The organism is Acrocarpospora phusangensis (assembly GCF_016862995.1).
Lineage (GTDB): Bacteria > Actinomycetota > Actinomycetes > Streptosporangiales > Streptosporangiaceae > Acrocarpospora > Acrocarpospora phusangensis.
The window spans coordinates 1-1,893 of record NZ_BOOA01000191.1; the positions used below are offsets into that span (position 1 = coordinate 1).

At 67.2% G+C, this 1,893-nt stretch carries 1 protein-coding gene; it reads right to left on the minus strand.

All coding sequences use genetic code 11. The annotated features are described in order from the left end of the window. Positions 1–1,477: hypothetical protein (locus Aph01nite_RS40835; RefSeq protein WP_204046466.1), on the minus strand; the 1,477-nt coding region annotated here is incomplete at its 3' end. Positions 1,478–1,893 lie beyond the last annotated feature (416 nt).

Here is a 1,893-nt window from a genome sequence, read left to right on the forward strand (position 1 = left end):
CTGAGAGCACGTCCCCTGGCTGCTGCGCCGCCAACGCACGCGGATCGATCTCTTCTCCGTTGCCGATCAGCAGCATCGGCTCGGGGTCTAGGGAACCTGCCCAGTCGGAGTTGCCGGACATGTTCGGCATGTCCATTGGGCCTATGTTCTCGTGAAGGGCGATCAGGGCTCGTAGGGCTTCGTCGTCCAGTTGGTTCGCGGGGGCGGAGAGTACGTCGCCCGGCTGTTGCGCCGCGAGGGCACGCGGGTCGATGACTGTTTCCGAGGAGTTCGACGCCAGCGTGTAGCTTCCTGAGGTCGCGCCCTCGTAGCCGCCGGAACGACTTTCGGGGCTTCCTGGCCGATTCTCGGTGGCTCCTGGCCTGTTCTCGGAGTTCCCAGGCCTGTTCTCGGAGCTTCCGGGGTTGTTCTCGGAATTTCCTGGGCTCGGGCAGTCGTCGCCGGCCGGGCGATTCTGGCCGGATGGGGAGTCTTGATCGCGTGGGTAGTCCTGGGACGGTGGACGTTCCTGGGCTCGCGAGGGGTCATCGCCGGGGCGCAGGTCCTGGCCGCGCGGCGAATCCTGAGCCGGGGAATCCTGGGCGGGGCCGGGGTTCTGGTTCGGGGTGTCCTGCGAAGGGCCGGGGTTCTGGGCGGGGATGTCGCCGCCTGCTCCGATGGCTGAAGGTTCGCCCTGGCCCAACGGTGGGGTGGGGCCGATGATGTCGGGAGATCCGGACGATCCGGAAGACGAGAGCGGGGGCTCTCCGGGGAGGTTCTCGGTCGGAATGCCTCCGTTGCCGCCAGGCGTGGGATCCGGATTGGCGAATCTCGCGGAGTTGGCCGACCCGGACGAGTTGTCACTTCCGGCCGACCCGGACGGGTAGTCGTTCCCGTAAGCGCCAGCCGACCCAGACGGATTGCCGCTCCCGTAATCATTGGCCGATCCGGACGCGTTGTCGTTCCCGTAAGCGCCAGCCGACCCCGACGGGTTGTCGTTCCCATAAGCACTGGCCGAGCCGGACGCGTTGTCGCTCCCGAAGGGGTTGGCGGTTCCGTTTGGATTGGCCGTTCCGTAGGGGTTGCTTGCACCTGAGCTGTCGCCGGATCCGGACGGGTTGGCTCCGGATGAGGAGAGCGGGGGCTCTTCGGTGAGGTTGTCGGCTGGGGTGCCGATGTACTCGCCCAACGGGTCGCCGGGGGCCAGCCCTGGCTGGGGCGGGGCGAAGGGAACCGTCGGTTCCATCGGCTGCACCAGACCGGCTGGGCCGTTGGGCTGCGGCCCGTCGCCATTGGCGGTGATGTACACACCGTCCAGCCCGGCTGGATTGTCGACGGGCTGAATCTCCTGCATGTGCTCGCTCAACCAGGCCAGATACTCGTCCGACGGCTGGTTGAGGGGCGTGGAGACGACCTTCGTCCCGTCCACAATGATCACCTGACGGCCACCGGTCTGATCGATGTCGTCCCGGTGATCCTTCCGCAGCGAATCCTGCACATCATCGTCACAGGGCTGCTTGGGCTCCCCGGACCTCTCATCCTCACCCTTCGAGGGCGGCGGCTGCTCCGACTCACCCTTGGAAGGCGGAGGTTGTTCCGACTCACCCTTAGACGGTGGCGGCTGCTCCGACTCGCCCTTAGATGGCGGCTGACCAGGCTCGTCCTTGCATGGCGGCTCTCCCTCGTCCTTCGAAGGCGGCGGCTGCTCGGTCTCCCCCTTTGACGGAGGCGGCTGCTCGGACTCGCCTTTAGAGGGCGGCGGCTGCTCCGACTCACCCTTCGAGGGCGGGGGCTGCTCGGACTCGCCCTTCGATGGGGGTGGTTGCTCCGACTCGCCCTTCGACGGTGGCGGTTGCTCCGACTCGCCCTTCGAAGGCGGCGGCTGCTCCGACTCGCCCTTCGACGGGGGTGGTT